The sequence below is a fragment of the Pseudoalteromonas fuliginea genome (genome assembly GCF_000690055.1).
GTDB classification, from domain to species: domain Bacteria; phylum Pseudomonadota; class Gammaproteobacteria; order Enterobacterales; family Alteromonadaceae; genus Pseudoalteromonas; species Pseudoalteromonas fuliginea.
Genome location: NZ_JJNZ01000070.1, coordinates 25,206 through 44,990, shown reverse-complemented (window position 1 = coordinate 44,990; position 19,785 = coordinate 25,206). Strand labels below are relative to the sequence as shown.

At 38.3% G+C, this 19,785-nt stretch carries 11 protein-coding genes; all 11 read left to right on the top strand.

Annotated features, from left to right (window positions below):
• Positions 1 to 15: 15 nt before the first annotated feature.
• Complete coding sequence (bcsQ, locus tag DC53_RS03165) at positions 16 to 729, top strand: cellulose biosynthesis protein BcsQ (RefSeq protein WP_033031541.1); 714 nt, start codon at positions 16 to 18, stop codon at positions 727 to 729.
• The gene (gene bcsA / locus DC53_RS03170; RefSeq protein ID WP_033031539.1) at positions 726 to 3,398 is read left to right on the top strand and encodes a UDP-forming cellulose synthase catalytic subunit; all 2,673 of its coding nucleotides are present in this window, start codon (positions 726 to 728) and stop codon (positions 3,396 to 3,398) included. The genes bcsQ and bcsA overlap by 4 nt, the downstream gene beginning before the upstream one ends.
• Positions 3,391 to 5,637 (top strand): cellulose biosynthesis cyclic di-GMP-binding regulatory protein BcsB, encoded by a 2,247-nt coding sequence (bcsB, locus tag DC53_RS03175; protein ID WP_033031536.1) that lies wholly within the window; start codon positions 3,391 to 3,393, stop codon positions 5,635 to 5,637. The genes bcsA and bcsB overlap by 8 nt, the downstream gene beginning before the upstream one ends.
• Complete coding sequence (gene bcsZ, locus DC53_RS03180) at positions 5,637 to 6,767, top strand: cellulose synthase complex periplasmic endoglucanase BcsZ (protein ID WP_033031534.1); 1,131 nt, start codon at positions 5,637 to 5,639, stop codon at positions 6,765 to 6,767. The genes bcsB and bcsZ overlap by 1 nt, the downstream gene beginning before the upstream one ends.
• On the top strand, positions 6,758 to 10,576 hold the full coding sequence (locus DC53_RS03185) for a cellulose synthase subunit BcsC-related outer membrane protein (RefSeq protein WP_033031532.1): 3,819 nt from the start codon (positions 6,758 to 6,760) through the stop codon (positions 10,574 to 10,576). The genes bcsZ and DC53_RS03185 overlap by 10 nt, the downstream gene beginning before the upstream one ends.
• 247 nt (positions 10,577 to 10,823) lie before the next feature.
• Positions 10,824 to 12,317 carry a peptide MFS transporter gene (locus DC53_RS03190; protein ID WP_033031529.1) on the top strand — a complete coding sequence of 498 codons (1,494 nt, stop codon included), beginning with the start codon at positions 10,824 to 10,826 and terminating at the stop codon, positions 12,315 to 12,317.
• A gap of 138 nt (positions 12,318 to 12,455) precedes the next feature.
• The gene (locus DC53_RS03195; RefSeq protein WP_007376895.1) at positions 12,456 to 15,203 is read left to right on the top strand and encodes a metallophosphoesterase; all 2,748 of its coding nucleotides are present in this window, start codon (positions 12,456 to 12,458) and stop codon (positions 15,201 to 15,203) included.
• A 303-nt stretch (positions 15,204 to 15,506) separates the two neighbouring features.
• The gene (hppD, locus tag DC53_RS03200) at positions 15,507 to 16,553 is read left to right on the top strand and encodes a 4-hydroxyphenylpyruvate dioxygenase (protein WP_002958202.1); all 1,047 of its coding nucleotides are present in this window, start codon (positions 15,507 to 15,509) and stop codon (positions 16,551 to 16,553) included.
• 136 nt (positions 16,554 to 16,689) lie between these two features.
• Positions 16,690 to 18,003, top strand: a complete 1,314-nt coding sequence (gene fahA / locus DC53_RS03205; protein ID WP_007376894.1) for a fumarylacetoacetase — start codon at positions 16,690 to 16,692, stop codon at positions 18,001 to 18,003.
• Between the two features lie 135 nt (positions 18,004 to 18,138).
• Complete coding sequence (locus DC53_RS03210) at positions 18,139 to 19,302, top strand: M23 family metallopeptidase (RefSeq protein ID WP_007376893.1); 1,164 nt, start codon at positions 18,139 to 18,141, stop codon at positions 19,300 to 19,302.
• Entirely contained in the window at positions 19,292 to 19,774 is a 483-nt protein-coding gene (locus DC53_RS03215; protein WP_033031527.1) for a bactofilin family protein, read from the top strand. The genes DC53_RS03210 and DC53_RS03215 overlap by 11 nt, the downstream gene beginning before the upstream one ends.
• Positions 19,775 to 19,785 lie beyond the last annotated feature (11 nt).

The following is a 19,785-nucleotide window of genomic DNA, read 5'->3' as shown; positions in this document are numbered from 1 at the left end:
AGGTAACCCCATCACGTGCAAAGAATTTTTTTAAAAGGTATAAAAGGTGGTACAGGTTGTACCGCAATTGTGGCTAATCTTGCCTGCGTGCTGAAAAAATCCGGTGTACACGTAATTGCGGTTGATTTAGACCCAAAAAGTGATTTAGGGCTGCATTTTGGTTTGCCTTGGAAAAATACACAAGGCTGGAGCGACGCTGAAAATTTCAACGATATCCTGACATGTTTTTACCAAGATAGTGACGGCATCATTTTTTTACCCCATGGCGAAAAAACACCTTCTAATACCGCATTAAACGAACTGATTGATAATTGCAATAAACTGGACAATGTTCAAAACGCTTGGGTACTCTTCGATTGTCCAAGTCATATAGATATCAGTAACTACACCTTACATAAAGACGATATTGTCATTGAGTTAGTCAATTGCGATGCGGTATGCCACAGTCTTATTTATAGACGTTTGCAAAAACTAAAAAAGACAGAAAATTCGTGGCATCACTTTTTTTTAGTTAACCGATACAATTCATCCTCTGAATTAGAATTCGATTTATTCTCACTTTGGCAGTCAACACTCCCACTTATGGCACCTTTTTTTATAAATAGTGACGAAGTGATTAAAGAGTCAACGGCTTATCGTAATGTGGCACTAAACTGTGCACCTTATAGCATTGCTAACGACGATTTCGAAACGCTGGCTGGCTGGTTGGTAAGTAAAACAGCATTATGATCTCATTTAAGGCACTTCATAAACACCCTTTTCAAAACACCTTTCGACTGGTGCTGAGTTTATTGTTTAGCGAAAAATTAGTCCGTTTGATTCTGTTTAAGTTTCACGGCTACTTCAATCAACACAGAATGAATGCGATTGAAGCATTGCTGATGCCATTTCTGATTATAGTAAGTTCTCTATTTGTAAAAATTAGCGTTCATAAGCGTAATATTCGTGAATCGATAAGCGTGAATTATCCGCATTTAAGACAACCGTATAGAAACCATCCTTATTCAAATTCAATACGCTTTATTTTACAAAGCGTTTTTTTGACGTTCGTTAAAAAAACGACAAAAAAAAGGGCGACGAAAGAAAAAATATCACACCATTTCTATGACTCAGTGAATCGTCTCTTTAGGCAGTTTAGGTGGTTTGATTTAAAATTAGGTAAGTTACTAAGGCGTATACTGTCAAAAAGCAAAAAAAAACCTAAACAAAGTGCTTTTTACTCTATTGCCGATGCGCGTGTTTGGCAAAATAAATATGTAAAATACATTGTGATTGCATTCATATTGTTTTTATTAACGATTTTTATCACTATTCCTTTCAGTCTAGAAGCGCAAGCCATTTTTATAAGCTTCATTTTATTAGTCGCCTATTCACTTAAGCGAATAAAAGGCCAGATGGCAACGATTGTAATGATCACTTTATCGGTAACAACGTCCTCACGTTACTTGTGGTGGCGTTACACTGAAACACTCAATTGGGATGATCCTCTTGCTTTAGCCTTAGGAGCCGGACTACTACTTGCTGAAACATATGCTTGGCTTGTTTTAATACTTGGTTTTTTCCAAACTATTAATCCACTCGAACGCAAGCCCATACCATTACCTAGAAACACTGACTTATGGCCTACGGTTGATGTGTATATCCCAACTTACAATGAGCCATTGAGTGTTGTAAAACCAACTACATTAGCAGCGCTAAGTATCGATTGGCCTGAGGACAAGTTAAATGTGTATATTCTCGATGATGGTAAACGTCCTGAATTTGCCGATTTTGCAAAAGAAGTTGGCGTAGGGTATTTAACGCGTCCGGATAACAATCATGCCAAAGCTGGCAATATGAACAGCGCTATGCGCTATACCCACGGTGAGTACATTGCTATATTTGACTGTGACCATGTTCCCGCGCGTTCTTTTTTGCAAACAACCATGGGCCAATTTTTAAAAGACAGTAAAGTCTGTTTAGTGCAAACACCACATCATTTTTTCTCTGCTGATCCGTTCGAAAGAAACCTTAACAATCACAGCCAAATCCCAAATGAAAACATGTTATTTTACGGGCTTATTCAAGACGGTAACGACATGTGGGATGCGACTTTCTTTTGTGGTTCTTGTGCGGTATTAAAACGAGAAGCGCTGGATAATATTGGTGGTTTTGCATTTGAAACTGTAACCGAAGATGCTCACACAGCACTGCGCATGCAACGCGCAGGCTATAAAACAGCTTATATCAACATTCCACAAGCCGCAGGACTCGCTACGGATAGTTTATCGGCGCATATTGGGCAACGAATTCGTTGGGCACGCGGTATGGCGCAAATTTTCAGACTTGATAACCCTTTAATGGGCAAAGGGTTAAGTATTCCTCAACGCTTGTGCTATATAAACGCAATGTTACATTTTTTATCGGGAATACCTCGTATTGTATTTTTAACAGCCCCTTTAGCACTGATCTACTTTAATGCCTATATTATTTATGCGCCTTTTTTAGCTATTTTTATTTATGTAGTACCTACGCTTATTCAAATTAAAGCGACTAATTCACGTATTCAAGGTAAATACAGGTACTCATTTTGGGGCGAAGTGTATGAGTCGGTGTTGGCTTGGTACATATTGAAACCAACCACTGTTGCCTTATTTAATCCTAATAAAGGTAAGTTTAATGTAACAGAAAAAGGTGGGCTAAATGATGAAGAGCATTACGATTGGGGAATTTCGAAACCCTATCTCATACTATTAGCAATTAACCTTCTGGGCATCGTGTTTGGGGTACTGCGTTTGATCTTTGGTGACCCTTCTCAAATAGGTGTGTTAGTGATTAGTATGGGCTGGGCGCTCTACAACATGATTATTCTAGGAGCCGCTGTTGCTGTTGCAGCAGAAGCGCGTCAAGTAAGGCACTCACACCGAATAAAAGCCAACTTTCCAGCGGGTATTCGCTTAGCGAATGGGCACACATTAAAAGTTAGAATCACTGATTACTCAGATAATGGTGTCGGTATTGAGACAGAGCATGCCCACCTATGTAGAGTAAACGATAAAATTGAGTTGTTAATGAGTCGAGGAGACAAACAATTTTCGTTTACAACTCATGTGTGTAATACCCGTAATAAACAGATAGGTCTGACACTTAAAGATTTGTCGCTCGAAAAACAACGTGCATTTATACAGTGTACTTTTTCTAGAGCAGATGCTTGGCTTGATTGGCAAAATAACTTTAGGCATGATCGCCCGTCATACAGCTTCAAAGAAGTACAAAAGACTAGTTTAAGAGGCTTTAGTAATTTACTATTTCATGCGCCTAGGCCATTACAACCGACTATTAAACTGTTAACTCGTTTAGTTATGTATATAAACTCATTCATTCCAAAAAAACCTATAGTGCAAAATAATTATGATTAATAAGCTACTTAGTACACTCGTTATATTTTTACTCATGAACATTGCTTGGCAAGCTAATGCTATTGAGCCCATGAGTGATAAGACCATATTCAACAATGGCTACCCTGAGAGTGCTCAAGTTACTAGCTTACGTCTTGATTTTGAAGCTCTCGGTTTTAATAATTATAAGCTAGACGCTATAAATAACGATTCAAATGTCGACTTCACTAATCGCATTGATAAGTTGAGTAAAAATTTGATGTTGAATTTCTCATACACAAACTCCCCTTCATTAATTGCCAACGTATCGCATTTAAAAGTGTATTTTAATGAAAATTTGGTGACAGTTTTACCTATAAATGAACCTTCAAATATTATTAAAAATACCGCTGAACATAATATAGCGCTCAACGCAAAATACATTCAAGACTTCAATCAAATTCGCTTTGAGCTTGTTGGTTATTATAGTACGTCATGTCAAGACTATTTTAGCCGTGCTATTTGGGTAGAAATAAACAAATCAAGTAATATAACTCTCGACCAAACTTCACTGGCTATTGATAGTAAAATTGAGTATTTACCTGAACCATTTTTTGATAGCAAAGATTACAGTAAACTAACTCTTCCGTTTATTTTTTCCGGCACACCAAATAAAGAAGCAATAGAAGCCGCTGCAACACTTTCGAGCTGGTTTGGTGCTCAAGCTGATTGGCGTGGCGCTAACTTCCCTGTTGTACTTAATCAATCACCTAATCAACACAGTGTTGTATTTATTACAAACGCATCTAAACCTGCTTTTTTAGCCGACTACCCTGATGTAGAAAAACCAACAATCGAGATTATTTCCAATCCAATACACCGTTATAAAAAAATACTCCTTATATTAGGACGTGATGAAAAAGATTTAAAAACCGCAGTAAACGGTTTAGTGTTTGGCCATAAAGTAATGACTGGCCGAAGTGTAAGTATTGAAGGCATGAATAAGATTCCACTTCGCAAAGCTTACGATGCACCTCGATGGCTGAGAAGCGATCGCCCTGTACATTTTGATGAGTTAATTGACTACCCAACTCAGTTACAAACTACAGGGCTCAATAGCGGTCCTGTTAAGTTGAATATTCGCTTTGCGCCTGATTTATTTACGTGGCGTGAAAAAGGGATCCCGATAACGTTGCAATATCGTAATACGCCAGAAGATGACACACTAAGTTCTAGGCTGAATATGCTGATAAACCAAGAGTTTATTAGTGGCTTTTTATTAGAAAAAAATGACTCTACTGTAAGTACAACAAAAACACTGTTACCGTTAATTGCTAATACAGATTCAACTCAAAGTACTGAAAACTTTTCGCTTAATGGTATTAGCTTGGCTAAACGTAATGAGCTTAATTTTGATTTTCGATTTGACGTACTAAAAAATGCAACATGTACTGGAGCTCCTCTTGGCGGCGAATATGGTGTTATAGACGGTAACTCTCATATTGATGTAAGTAATTTTAATCACTATATCGCACTACCAGATTTAAATGTATTTGCTAATAGTGGATTCCCGTTTACAAAATACGCCGATTTACAACAAACATTAGTTATTTTGAATGAAAACCCAACACCTAAAGCACTTTCAATGCTCTTTAATTTAACTGGTCATTTTGGCGCTATAACAGGCTACCCTGGTCACCGTTTAACAGTAAAATATTTAAGTGATGATATAAACTACAACGATAAAGACATACTGTTTATAACCAAACCAAGTACGCGCAGTGACAAGCTAAAAGAAGATGAACCAAAAAACATTTTGCTTAACAACAATCAACGTGCAATTAAACTCGCTATTTATAACGGTGCTTATGACGATAATAAAGCTGAAAAAATACAAATAAACGTAAAGAGTAGCGGCAATATGGCGGTGATTACAGGCTATCAGTCCCCCTTTAGCTCGCAACGTTCTATAGTATCGTTAACGGCAACAACAAATGAAGCGTTTGGCCTATTAGATAACGCACTGATGAACTCGCAAAGTCGAGAACAAATTAAGGGCAGTGCAACAATAATTACAACACAAGGGATCGAAACAATTAAAACAGATAAACAGTATTTTGTTGGTCAGATCCCTGTTCATACCTTAATTTGGTTTCACTTATCAGATCACCCATTTATATTAGCGTTATTATCTATTTTAACGCTACTGATGATCTCATTTATTCTATGGCGATTATTACAAGCACTTACATACAAGCGTTTAGCTGAAGGAGATAAATAATGAAGTCACTTATAAAGGTAATCTGCATTGCTGTGGCATTATTTGCTTTTAATACGAAAGCACAGATAGAACAGTGTCAACCGTGGCAAGCATGGCAAGTATTTAAAAGCCACTTTATAAGCCCAGATGGTCGTGTTATTGATTTAGGTAGTAAGCAGAGTATTACAACATCTGAAGGTCAGTCTTACGCGTTATTTTTTGCTGTAATAGCAAACGATAAAGCAATGTTTGATTTAGTACTTGATTGGACCGAAAATCATTTATCCGAAGGTGATTTAAGTACGCGTTTACCAGCATGGCAATGGGGTATAAATGAAAAAAATGCAGGAGCAATTTTAGATTCAAACCCTGCCTCTGACTCTGATTTATGGATAGCTTATAGCTTATCACAAGCTGCTATTCTCTGGGATGACCGTCGTTATAGTATATTAGCGGCCGTGCTAGCTCAGCGTATAATACGAGAAGAAACAGCCTATATTTCCGGTCTTGGTTTGTCATTACTACCGGCCCCAGCTGGCTTTGACTTTAAAGACGAACAATATAAATTAAACCCTAGTTACTCACCTTTATTTATATATCAACAATTTAAAAAACTATATCCTCATTCTCCTTGGGAACAACTACATGAAAGCTCAGCAAAGTTAATTCTAGATACGGCCAAACAAGGTGTTAGCCCTGACTGGGTAATGTACGACACTAATAATGGTTTTTATTACGATAAAAAAACAAGTGACGTAGGAAGCTACAACGCTATTAGGGTTTATTTATGGGCCAGTATGATGGCAAACGATGCACCTTATAAAAAAGAATTGTTAGCACAATTTAATCCATTTTTAAAAACAATTAATGACCGTGGTTATGTGCCATTAAATACGTTTTCGAAATCAGGTAAATCAGAAAAAAGAGGCCCATTAGGCTTTAATGCAGCTTTACTACCTTTACTTGCAATACAAGACGATGATTCCTTAGCGATGACAATTCAGCAAAAATTAATGGTTGATAAGTCATTCACTCAAACTCGTTACTACGACAGTGTATTAAATTTATTTGGTACAAGTACTTTAAATAAACGTTTTGCAATTACAGCGGATGGAACATTACAACCTAAATGGAGTACTGAATGCAGCTAAAGGTTGCCCTACTCTGCGTATTAATACTGAGCCCAATGCTAAACGCAAAAACAGTAAATGATATTGATACGCGATCTGTTGAGTGGTTACTAAGCCAAATAAATATTGGTGAAGCACAAAAAAATAAAAGGCTTATTGAAGATAGCTTGAAAAAGCTGGTCGCGATTGCTCCAACCCGCATAGAAACACAGTGTGCTCAAGCGCATTACAACTTTGTTAACGGTGATTTAGATGGAGCAAATCAATTACTAAGCAAATTAAATAACGGACTTGTTAAGCAACCCCCTTGCATTGAAAAACTCAAAGTCATGTCTCGAATTGAAGGCAAAGATAAATCGGCTATTCAAGAAGCTAAATTACTAGCTCGCGCAGGTCGGTACGAACCTGCACGTCAAATTTATAATAAAATATTTAATAATGTATACCCAACACTCAATTATGAACTAGAACATTTAAGCTGGTACGCACAAGACAGCTCTCAATGGCAAAGTGTTAAAAATGGTTACGAAACATTATTGCAAAGTTACTCTAATATAGGCCAAGTTGAGATTGCTTACGCGAGGCATTTACTCAGACGTAACCCAAGTGACAAGCACGCTATTCGTATTCTAAGTAAATACGGCTCAACTTCTAGCTTTAGTAATGAAGTAGAAGAGATTTGGCTCGGTTCGCTAGCAAACATGCCAATTAGTGGTGCCACTGATAAAGAGTTTCAAACCTACTTTATGCTTTACCCGTTTAGTACTAAAGGTGAGTTACAGTATCAGGATTTCAAAAAAGATTTAACAGCACGTCAAACCTTAATTGCAGATCCAGCCTATCAGCTCTGGGTTAGAGGCGATAAACTCCTTGAAAAAAACAAATTAAAAGCGGCTGAACCGTTACTGTTAAAAGCGATAAGTGGGCGACCTCAAGACGGTGCAATAATGCGAAGTCTGGGTATTCTTTATTTACGCTTAGGTGACAATCAAAAATCCTATGAGTACTTTACACGAGCGCAACAGCACACCGCCGATTTTGCACAAAGAGAAACCTTAAAAGGATTAGCTAAAACAGCAAAGTTTTGGCTTTATATACGCCAAGCCAAAGATGCAATTAATAAGAATGAATTTAAAATAGCAAAGCTAAAATTAGACTTAGCTGATGCATTGGAGCAAAACCCTAATGCAGTTTTATATAACAGAGGCTTGTTACAATTTGCTCAAGGGCAATACTCTCAAGCAGCACGAACCTATCAAATTGTTTTAAAGAATGCCCCTCTCAATAACAGCGCCTTATTAGGTTTGCTTGAAATAGCTGAACTTGAACAAAGTGAACAAGCTTTAACGTCTTTTTATAGCCGTTTAACATTTGCTCAAAAGGAGCAAATTAAGCAATCCTATTCAATATCGCTTAGTAGCCAATATCGAGCAAAAGCAAATACCCTAGCGCAAGCAGGTGATTTAGAGCAGGCTGAAAAAGTGTTGCGTGAGGCAATAGATATTGCACCAGAGCAATCTTGGCTATATTACGACTTAGCTTTTATATACCAACAAAAAGGGCTTACTGATAAAGCTCGTACGTTGTTTAATAACGTATTGTGGCAGTTCCCTTTAAACCCTCAGCTGCGCTATAGCCACGCGCTTTTTCTACGATCTATTGATGACTACCAAGGCGCTATTGCAACCTTGCAATATATTCCCTTTAGAGCCAGAAATGCAGATATTGTTACGCTAGAACAACAGCTACAACTTAACGAATCTTTAACTCAAAGCGAGCGCCATCTTGATGCTAAAAATAAAGCAACGGCCATCTATCATTTAAGCGCCTTAGAAGCACAAAACTTAACTCCCGTAATGCAAGCCGAATTAGCACGTAATTGGTATCGAATTAATGAAAAGCTATACGCTGTTAAACTTATAAATAAAGCATTAACGGCACAACCTACACTTTCTGCTTATTGGCATATGCTTTATGGCGAATGGCTATTAGAACAAGGAAATGAGCAACAAACTAAACAATGGTTCACCAGTTATGCTCTTTCAGAAAATGCATCTAAAAATGATGTTAATCAATATGTACAGTTACAAAACAACTATATTAACCAGTATTACAGCGGCAGCGATTTAATTGCGAAACTAAATCAACTAGACCAAAAATATAAAAATAACGCAGCAATAACCACAGCATTAATTAACGCAAATTTAGCGCTTGAACAACGCCAAGCAGCGATTATCTTATATCAGCAAAAAGTACAAAATAAGCAAATTATTGAGCCACAAGCTTTACTAGCGATTGCTAAAGCGTACAGAGAGCAAGGTGATGATTTTCAAGCCAAAGAAGTAACACAACAAGCTATAACGCAAACTTCATCACAGGAAAGCTATTTACAACGTCAAATTATGGCATCTCTTAATGATTTTAACTACTCAGGTGACGCACTTGGTTTAGCTACAGAACTCATTACTAAATCGCCAAATGATACAGAGTTACGTTATTTGGGCGCCCAAGTGGCCAGCAATTTCAATGAAACAGAACAAGCTCAACTTTGGTACACACAAACACTCTCGCCTAACCGCACATTAACTGAAAAAGAGCTTTATAACTCGCTTTCGCTAATAAATGAAAGCGATGAGTGGTATATAAACGGCGCAAAGCGTGAGCTTATTAATGAACAAAACAAAAACCAAGCTTACATCGCTATTGGTGTTAACTTTAGTGGCCAGACAAGCACTGAAAGTGAAGCAACCCTTGGGGCTGGTTTAGTGCCTATTGAAGCCTATTTCCCACTTTGGCAAGGTCAAGGCTTTGTAAAAATAGACCCGACAACAATTAGTGCGCAAACAACACGTTTTGATGAGCAATTTGCGGGAAGCCGTTATGGCCAAGGTGCTTTATGTATATTTACGTGTTCTCTTGATGAAGTAAGCCCGAAAGAAAGCGGCGTAGATATTGGATTAGGCTGGCAGAATGAAAACTGGCGTTTAGATATAGGTACAACCCCTTTAGGGTTTTTAATTGAGGATATTGTCTGGGGCGTAAATTACGCCGATGATATTGGCGACTTTGGATACAGCCTTGAATTAGAGAAGCGTCCTGTTACCAGCTCAGTACTTTCTTATGCGGGTCTTGAAGATATAAACACCGGTAAAATATGGGGCGGCGTACGTTCTACAGGCCTTACTGCAAATATATCACACGATTTAGGTGGTAATTGGGGATTTTGGTCTAGTGCTGACTTTACCTCATATAAGGGCCAAAATGTAAAAGACAATCAGCGATATCGTATTATGGGTGGCAGTTATTATCGCGTAATTAGCAATCAAGAACGCGAATTCACTGTAGGAGCAAGCTTATTACATTGGGCATACCAATATAATTTAAGTGAAGAAACTTGGGGGCATGGTGGTTACTATAGTCCACAAAATTATGTTGGTTTATCAGTACCGCTTAGTTATGACGCACGTTGGGGCAATGATTTTGTTTATCGTTTGAAAACGGGCGTTTCATATTCACAAACTAAAACCCAAGCAATTGACTTTTTCCCTAACGATCCAGACTTACAAGCAGAAGCGTTTATTCGTCAGCTTGAAACAGGAGCAAATCCAGCGTTTGAGGGCGACACAAGTTCAAGTATCTCTTATAACCTAGAGGGCAGCTTTGAATATAGAATAACGCCACACTGGTTTTTTGGTGGTTACCTGGCAATAGATCGTTCAGACTTTTACGAGCCTAACTTTGGCCAATTGTATATGCGATACTACTTCAACCCTGTATATGGCACTCTTGAATTTCCTGGCACTCCAATTGTACCTTATGCCGAGTTCTAACTCGGCATAAGGTGATACACCGCGCAATACTTCCCCTAGCACTAAGGTATATGTATACTTGTGCCCAATTGTAACTAGGATAAGGGTGTGCCTCTTACCTTGTGGTGTTATTACCCTATAGCAAATCATTATCTTAGCTACAAATACTATACTGATGGTCGAGCATTCTAGTAAATACAAATACTAAAATAGCTAAAGCAAAAAATTATAAGGCCATTACAACAATTCTTAAAGTTAGGAAGTAAATATGAGTTCAGCTCCAGATAGTGGCTGGTTTGGCCACCCTAAAGGACTTTCGACATTGTTCTTCACTGAAATGTGGGAACGAATGAGTTATTACGGTATGCGAGCTATGCTCGTATTGTTTATGACGGCAAGCTTACAACAAGAAGGCCTTGGCTTTACCGTTGCATCAGCTGCTGCAATATATGGTTTATACACAGGCGCAGTATACTTTTTAGGTTTACCTGGCGGTTGGCTAGCCGATAGACTATTCGGTGGTCAAAAAGCGGTTTGGTATGGCGGTATTATTATTATGTGTGGCCATATTATTTTGGCAGTTCCACATGATTATTCATTTTTTATTGGCTTAATATTTGTAGCGACGGGTACTGGTTTATTAAAACCAAATATCAGCGCAATGGTTGGCCAGTTATACAGTGATGCCGACGAACGTCGTGATGGTGGTTACGCTATTTACTACATGGGTATTAACCTAGGTTCTTTGATTGGTTACTACGTTTGTGGTTACTTTATGGAAAACGTAGGCTGGCACTGGGCGTTTGGCGCAGCAGCTGTTGGTATGGCTATTGGTTTAGTGCAATATAAGCGCTCACTTAATAACTTGCCAGAGCATAGCGTTTTACCAGCCAACCCATTAGGCCCTAAAGGTACTTCCCGCGCATGGGGTGGTATTGCTGCGTTTGTAATTATAGCTGCAGCAGTGACTACAGCTGCAATGACCGGCGCAATTGTAATCAATCCAACAGTGGTTGCAGGATACGTAGCTGTTGTATTCACTATTATCTTTTTTGTTTATTTTGGTGTTATTTACTTTACAGGTAAATTAACTGATGCTGAAAAACAAAGAATGTGGGCGCTATTTTTAGTATGTATTGCATCAGCATGTTTTTGGTCTGGTTTTGAACAAGCAGGTTCATCATTAAACTTATTTGCACGCGATTATACTGACCGCCTTATTGGTACTTTTGAAATCCCTACAACGTGGTTTCAATCGTTAAACTCGCTGTTTATTATTGCCCTATCACCATTTTTTGCAGCGCTTTGGATTAATTTATCTAAAAGTCTAGTATCACCTAGCTACAGCGTTAAGTGTGCGCTTGGTTTAATTATCATGGCGTCAGGCTTTTTAGTTATGTTTATGGCGGCTCATTACGCTGCTGAAGGCTTAAAAGTAGCGCCTTACTGGCTTGTTACTACCTATTTTTTACATACAGTAGGTGAGCTTTGTTTAAGCCCTGTAGCATTAAGTGCGGTAAGTAAACTATCGCCTAAACGTTACACTGGTCAAATGATGGGTGTATTTGTATTAACTTACTCAATCGGTAACATCATCGCAGGTTTACTTGCTGGTAATTTCGATCCGAATAATGTCCAAGAAATCCCTAACCTATACCTACAAATTGCATTATTTAGCATTGGTGTTGGTGTTGTTTTAGTACTCATGACATTTAAAGCTAAAGTATGGGAAAAACAAGGGTTAGAAGAAAAAGCTTCTTAATTGTTTTTTAAATAATATAGCTAAAAACCAATCCCTCATAACCGCTATGAGGGATTTTTTTATTCAACTTTGCCGCACCACTGTTAACTGATATTATAGCCTGATTGATTAGAGAATAGACTCAGGGAACAGCTGTATATGCAATCGTTAACGATATTACATGCCACAATTTTAGCATTTTTAATTATGCTTTTATCAGCTTGTGGCGGCTCCAGTGACGAGGTTACACTCAATCCAAACAACCCAGTTGAACCAGAGCCAAGTACACTCACATTATCAAGCTCGACTGGTTTAGACACGACATTAGATGAAGGTAATTTTATACTAACCGCTCCTGCTGGTGCGACTTCTAGTAATACAGAGCTTACTTACGAGAAAACACTATTAGATGAAGCAAATGAGCAACAAAATATAGTTTCAGATTTACATAGTCTTACACCAAACTCGCTGACTTTAATTACCCCCATCACTATTACAATAAAAATCCCTGTGGACTATGCATTAGGCGGGCAACTCTTTATAGCAAAACTATCAACCAATACATGGGACATAATCGAAAACTCAACCGTGTTAGATGGCTTCGTTAGCGCGCAAGTGAACACATTAGGCACCTACGCAATACAAATGCAGCGTAATGAAACTTTTGCCAATATAGGCCCAACTTGTGATGCGAATGCCACTAAACAATCAGTGAGGTTTGTGCATGTTGCCGATTTACATGCTCGCTTTGGCTACCAAGAGCAATATTTCAGCCGTATTAAAGCCTACTACAACCAAGTAGCAAGCCAAACTCCTCATACCTTATTTACAAATGGTGGTGACGACTATGAAAAAGGCACCGTCGCAGAGCAACTATCACAAGGTACTGCAACAGAAGAAGCAATTAAAGCGATGCAATTTGATGTTCGTGTTGTTGGAAACCATGATTACGCATGGGGCCCAGAAAAACTATTAAGTTATTCACAAGACGAGAATGCCATCGTACTGGCGAGTAATACACGGTATGAAGGTGAGCAACTACAAGATTTTGCAGGCGTTGGATTTGCAAAAGTACAAGTAGGGTGTGTCACTTTAGGTTTGTTTGGTATGACTTCTGTGCCATGGAATGAACTTGATGAACCAATTGAAGATGAACCAATCCCTGATTTCATAAAACAATTTAAAATGAGCTGGCAATGGCAACAAGTGGCGCAAAGCATTGTTAGTCAATATCGTGACGACGTAGATTATATGATCATGCTGAGCCATTTAGGTGTCGGTCTTGATACTGATATGGCAACTAACGTCGCAGGCATTGATTTAGTGCTTGGCGGCCACACGCATGGTGGTGAAAGTTTCGAGACACTAGACAACGGCGCGATTGTTATTCAGCCAGATTTTTATGCTAAAGGGATTACTGATTTAACGCTTGATTTTGATTTAGCGGATAAATCATCTCCGGTTGTTGATTACAAAACAATTGAAACCGACTCTATTAATGAACGAGATGAAACGACTAAACAAGCTATTGATGAAATTATGGGTCGTTATGCTCCTGACGCTGAAACAGAAATAACTATTTCAGAAAATTATCCAACTACTTTACAATTAGCTGAAATAACTGCCTTAGCCGCAAAACATTCAAGCACAATTAGCGCAGCATTACTTAACCCTGAACTAGTACAAAAGCGCTGGACACCCGGCACACTGACTCAAGAAGACTTCCATAAAGCTTTTTATGTAGAAAGGCAGCCATCAAATACGCCTGGGTTTAATTCTATCTATAAAGTAACAGTATCGGGAAGAGACTTAGCAGCGATGTTTGCCAGTCAACCTGATTGGTTTTTACTTAAACCTGAAGATATACAACCCACAAATAATTACGAAGTTGCGCTATTTAAAGGCGCGGCTTTAAATCCTGATTTATTTTTTAATAGTGTGACATTCTCAAACATAGAGCCAATAGCCGAAGCTTGGTGGCTACTTGATAAATATGCTCGATTTAGAACAAGCCAATGCCTACATTTGGATACCGACACTGAGCTTTACTCGTGCAGTAACGTAGCAAATGTAACTATATGGAATTTTGAGGATGCTAACAATCCGTTAGCGGCTGATTTTGGGCCTTCAGTACTTAACTATTTCGATCCAAATGAAACCAATTGGGGCACTGATGAAACCCAATATAACACCACCACTCAGTTAAATATTGATGATTTAACTGACGGCCCTTCGGGTGTAATGGCATTTTCGCGCCACTCCCCGACAGAAGGCTTATTAATTGAATTAAACACCCCTGCAAATGGTGATTTTGCAAACGAAGGAATGGTATCTGACTACACACTTGTTATGGATTTATATTGGCCTTCAGAAGGCAAAGATATTTATCGTGCAATAATGCAAGCAGAAACAAACAGTTATCTGGATGACGATGCTGACATATTTATAGACCCAAGTGGTGGTTATGGTAAATCAACAAGCGACAGTGGCTACTTTGGTAATACTCAGGCAGAAGCATGGCACCGTGTCGCATTTGTTTTCTACACAGCACCTACAAATGGGGTATTTGAAGTATACATTGATGGTGAATTAGCTGGCGTTAAAGAAGACGGCGAAATTGACCGCCAATGGGCACTCAATAAAACGGTGCTTTTATTTACCGATAATAATTTTGAAACCGTAGCGGGTTACTTGAATGCATTGCTTTATGCTGGCCGTGCTATGACCCAAGATGAAATTAAGCGTATGGGCGCTGCACAACAAAAATTAACATTTGAGCAATCTACACGTACTTTAAACCAAACAATTGAACGTCACTACAAAGCAGCTCCAGCAATAAAAACTAACCCATGGCTAGAGCAGCGAAACAAGTTTTTTGGCAACGCCTCTCAAAGTGTAAACAATTAAGTACGAAAAAGCTTTTACTTATTAATTATAAAAGGGGGTTTAACGCAGGTTAAACCTCCTTTTTAGTATTTAAATACAATAACTTAAAAACAAGCACTCCCACTTGAATTTATACCATATAACTTCATTTTACTTAACTGTATTACAAACACGTAACTTTATAATAACCGTCCTATAAAATTTACACATGCACTAGACACTAAATAGCGCCCTCCTCTTCCCCAAATTAAAAATCTGGTTGATTATCTACTGCAATATGACAACAACACATAATCGCAGTGCTTAATTGCGGGAGTAATAATAATGAGTGAAGTAAATAACTATTTAGGTTTAGTCGGTATTGAATTTACCGAGTACGCAACACCTGATGCTGATTATATGGATAAAGTATTTACTGATTTTGGCTTCTCTAAGCTTAAAAAATTCAAAGGTAAAGACATTGTTTATTACAACCAAAACGATATTCACTTTTTACTGAATAACGAGCGTGAAGGTTTTTCTGCAGAATTTGCTAAAAGCCATGGTCCTGCTATTTGTTCAATGGGTTGGCGTGTTGAGAATGCGCAAAAAGCATTTGAAACAGCAGTAGAGCGTGGTGCAAAACCAGCGACCGACTCAACGCATAAAAATATGCCTTATCCTGCAATCTATGGTATTGGCGACAGCCTAATTTACTTTATTGAACAATTTGGCGACAAAGGCACTATTTACGAAAGTGATTTTGAAGACTTAGAAACGCAAAATGTTGTAGAAGATAAAGGCTTTATCCGAATCGATCATTTAACCAATAACGTTTATAAAGGCACCATGGAAAAATGGGCTAACTTTTATAAAGACGTATTTGGTTTTACTGAAGTACGCTACTTTGACATTAAAGGTCAAAAAACAGCGCTTATTTCGTATGCACTTAAATCGCCATGCGGCACCTTCTCTATTCCAATAAACGAAGGTAAAGGTAACGATAACAACCAAATTGATGAATACCTTGGTGAGTACAACGGCCCAGGCGTTCAACATTTAGCGTTTTTAACAGATGACTTAGTAAGCTCTCTTGATAAGCTTGATAAATCAACAATTGCCACTTTAGATATTATCCCAGAGTACTACGATACTATTTTTGACCGTGTACCTTGGGTTGCTGAAGATAAAGAAAAAATTCGTGAGCATCAGATACTCGTAGATAGCCAAAGTGAAAATTGTTATTTATTACAAATTTTCTCTAAAAACTTATTTGGTCCAATCTTTATAGAAATGATCCAACGCGTTGATGATGGTGGCTTTGGTGAAGGTAACTTCCAAGCATTATTTGAATCAATCGAACGTGACCAAGAGCGTCGCGGCGTTTTATAAAATATTTGAGTAAATTAAAAGCAGCGAACTTCGCTGCTTTTTGTCGTTTTAATATTTAAAAAGTATGGCGCCAAGTACAAGTATGATTAAATAAACTATACCTTGTCGCCATACAGTAAAATCCAAAGGAAATGTAATGAGCCTAATTAACGAAACCCACGATATTAATTTAACCAGCTGGGTAGAATCAGCTAATGTTGATAATTGCGACTTCCCGATTCAAAACTTACCGTTTGCAGAATTTCGTCGTAAAGGGTCTGATGAGGCCTTTCGTGGTGGTGTTGCAATTGGTGACCAAGTAATCGATTTAGCAAAACTAAATAAATTAAACGTTTTAACAGGTGACGCTAAAACAGCCGCAGATGCAGCAAGTGAAGCAACCTTAAATACATTTATGGGTTTAGGGTTGCAGTATTGGTCAGCCCTTCGTTTAGCGCTTTCAAAAGCACTAAGAGCAGGCTCTGAGCACCAACAAGCGCTTAGCGATACATTGGTTGCACAGTCTGATATAGAGTTTTCTTTGCCTTGTCGTATCGGTGATTACACCGACTTTTACACTTCTATTTATCATGCTACTGCTGTGGGTAGTTTATTTCGCCCTGATAACCCATTACTACCTAACTATAAATGGGTACCTATTGGTTATCATGGTCGCTCTTCATCTATTGACGTATCGGGTCAAACATTTCATCGCCCTAAAGGCCAAACTAAAGCTCCTGATGCAGAAGTGCCATCATTCGGTCCTTGTAAACGCCTTGATTACGAACTAGAGCTGGGTATTTACTTAGGTAAAGGCAATGCACTGGGCGATGCAATCGCTATCGAAAATGCTGAAAACCATGTATTTGGCTTTTGTGTATTTAACGATTGGTCAGCACGTGACTTGCAAGCGTGGGAATACCAACCGCTTGGTCCATTTTTAGCTAAGAACTTTGCCTCAACGGTATCGCCTTGGATTGTAACAACCGAAGCATTAGCACCTTATAGAACAAGCTGGACACGTGATGAAAACGATCCACAGCCTATGGACTATTTAGAATCAAAAGCGAATCGCGACCAAGGTGCTTTTGATATTCAAATGGATGTTAAAATTCAAACGCAAAAAATGCGTAGCGAAGGCCATAACCCAACGCGCGTATCAACATCTAGCTTTAAGCACTCTTACTGGACTGTGGCACAAATGGTTACTCATCACACAGTAAATGGCTGTAACTTTATGCCAGGTGACATGCTAGGTTCGGGCACTCAGTCAGGTCCAACGCACGAAGAAGCAGGTTCATTACTTGAGCTTTCTCGTGGTGGCAAAGAAAAAATTACGCTAAGTAATGGCGAACAACGCAGCTTTTTAGAAGATGGCGATAACGTTATTATGCGTGGCTGGTGTGAAAAAGAAGGCTATGCACGTATAGGTTTTGGCTCTGTAGAGAGTACAGTTCTGCCTACAAAATAATACGAGTATTAAATAAAAGGGCTGCTTACTAAAAGCAGCCCTTTTTTATTAATTTTTGAACAGTTACAATTTTTCTCTGGCTTTTTTAACTCAAATTGCTATCTTAATTCGGTTAATAGCCAATGTTTATATGCCATGTCAGTATTTATAAAGTCTTTTTATCAAAAAACATTTCCAGCCCGTCAGTTACTTATTCGCCAAAATGGTGAAGTTAAGCATGTTGTTTTGGCGTCTTGGGTTCAGCTTACTGTTGCAGTACTTGTTTTTGCTACTTTAGCTTGGATCAGTATTTCTACATTACGTGTTTATTCACAAACGAACAAAATTTCCAACATCCAGCAAAACCAATTGAATAAACAACTACTTTGGCAGAAAAAAGTCAGCGAACAAAATGCACTTTATACAAATCAGTTAGAACAGCTGGCTATTCTTGAACAAAAACAGGCTTTATTGCAAAGCATGATAGAGTCATTACCAGCCTCGATTAGCAAAGATTCAATACAGCTTGATAGTAATCTCGAGTCACCAATTAGTGAACGAAAAGAAGAATTTCATGCTCCACTACTTGATGAAGAGCCAAACAATAAGCAAGTGAACTTAGTTACCCCGCTTACTTTTTCAGCAAGATACCAACATTTAGCACAAGCTTATCAAAAAAACTTTGCATTACTTGATAGCCAAATAAATAAACGACACGACGATATTTTAGCAATGCTTAAAGGCGCAGGGCTTGAATCGGCACTTAAACAACATTTGGCACTAAGCGAACAAAAAACAGCACAAGGTGGCCCACTTGATGTTTTTGATGAAACAAAAATTCCGACCCAATTTTTACTTATTGCCGATAAACTACTCTTATTAAATAACCTTGAAAGCTTTTTAACAGAGCTTCCGAATTCTTTACCTTTGCCTGCTGCAAAATATTACATTTCAAGTAGTTTTGGTCTTCGTAAAGATCCGATGAATAATCGTCGAGCCTTTCATAAAGGAGTCGATTTAGCTGGTTGGCATAAAACCGAAATTTTTGCCCCTGCTGACGCTATAGTTCTCAGAGCCGGCCGCAACGGTGGTTACGGTAACTTTATTGAGCTTGAACATAAAAATGGCCTTGTGACTCGTTTTGGCCACTTAAATAAGATTAAAGTGAAGAAAGGTCAACTAATTACTAAAAATGATGTAATAGGTTTAATGGGGAGCACCGGTAGAAGTACCAGTACTCACTTGCATTATGAAGTATTACTTGATGGCAAACATGTTAATCCTCTAAAAATAACAAAGGCGCTTTCTCATGTTCGGTAGAAAGAAACAAAAACCAGGAAGCTCTAGTTTAAAAAGAGTAAATAACACTCCCTCTATTATTTCACAAGATGTTCGTCTCACAGGCACCTTAGTTAGCCAAGGTGAAGTACAATTAGATGGTCGTATTGATGGTGATATTAAAGTAAAACATTTAGTTATTGGCTCAACAGGTATTATTGAAGGCATGGTTGAAGCACAAAATGTAATTGTAAAAGGCAAAGTTATTGGCTCAATAAACGCCAGTGAAGTAAATGTTAAAAGCGGCGCACATGTTCATGGCGATGTATTCCACGATACCTTAAGCATAGATGCCGGTGCGATTATTGAAGGTAGTTTAAAGCAACGTTTTGAAAAAGATGCAATTGAGCTTATTAGTGAAGAATTAAAACCAGTCAGTGAAGTTAAAATGTTGTTAGAGGAAGACGACAGCGGCTTGTCGTTTGTAAATAAACAAGCCACAGATAAAAACTAAATCAACTCAGT

Excerpts from the sequence above, each read along its gene's own strand:
- fahA (WP_007376894.1), top strand. The coding sequence starts at position 16,690 with ATGAGCCTAATTAACGAAACCCACGATATTAATTTAACCAGCTGGGTA.
- bcsB (WP_033031536.1), top strand. The coding sequence starts at position 3,391 with ATGATTAATAAGCTACTTAGTACACTCGTTATATTTTTACTCATGAAC.
- DC53_RS03215 (WP_033031527.1), top strand. The coding sequence starts at position 19,292 with ATGTTCGGTAGAAAGAAACAAAAACCAGGAAGCTCTAGTTTAAAAAGA.
- bcsA (WP_033031539.1), top strand. The coding sequence starts at position 726 with ATGATCTCATTTAAGGCACTTCATAAACACCCTTTTCAAAACACCTTT.
- DC53_RS03185 (WP_033031532.1), top strand. The coding sequence starts at position 6,758 with ATGCAGCTAAAGGTTGCCCTACTCTGCGTATTAATACTGAGCCCAATG.
- DC53_RS03195 (WP_007376895.1), top strand. The coding sequence starts at position 12,456 with ATGCAATCGTTAACGATATTACATGCCACAATTTTAGCATTTTTAATT.
- DC53_RS03190 (WP_033031529.1), top strand. The coding sequence starts at position 10,824 with ATGAGTTCAGCTCCAGATAGTGGCTGGTTTGGCCACCCTAAAGGACTT.
- hppD (WP_002958202.1), top strand. The coding sequence starts at position 15,507 with ATGAGTGAAGTAAATAACTATTTAGGTTTAGTCGGTATTGAATTTACC.
- bcsZ (WP_033031534.1), top strand. The coding sequence starts at position 5,637 with ATGAAGTCACTTATAAAGGTAATCTGCATTGCTGTGGCATTATTTGCT.
- DC53_RS03210 (WP_007376893.1), top strand. The coding sequence starts at position 18,139 with ATGTCAGTATTTATAAAGTCTTTTTATCAAAAAACATTTCCAGCCCGT.